Annotated in this window: 1 protein-coding gene; it reads right to left on the bottom strand. The window is 29.6% G+C overall.

Annotated features, from left to right (window positions below):
- Positions 1-334: IS607 family transposase (locus tag VQL36_RS21080; protein WP_349251301.1), on the bottom strand; the 334-nt coding region annotated here is incomplete at both ends.

Below are 334 nucleotides of genomic sequence, written 5' to 3'. Positions count from 1 at the left end.
ATTTGAATTAAATCCTCAACTAATTCTTGTTCTTCGGTTTTTTCCGTGTGATCTATAATTTCAATTGTTGTTCCATATTTGTCACATAGATTTTCTATTAATTCAAAACCAAATCGAATTAAACGATCTTTATAAAGGATGACTACTTTCTCTACTTCTGAATTCGTAATCTTATCTATGAGTTGATTTAATCCCTTTTTATTGTAGTTAATCCCACTGCCAATATCAGAAATGATTTCAAATTGATAACCTTTTGCTAACATATAGGTTCTTACGTTTTCTATCTGTCTTTCAAGATCATCTTTTTGCTTATGGGAGGACACTCTACAATAAC

The organism is Chengkuizengella sp. SCS-71B, assembly GCF_040100845.1.
Lineage (GTDB): Bacteria > Bacillota > Bacilli > Paenibacillales > KCTC-33759 > Chengkuizengella.
This window is presented reverse-complemented; position numbering and strand designations above follow the sequence as displayed.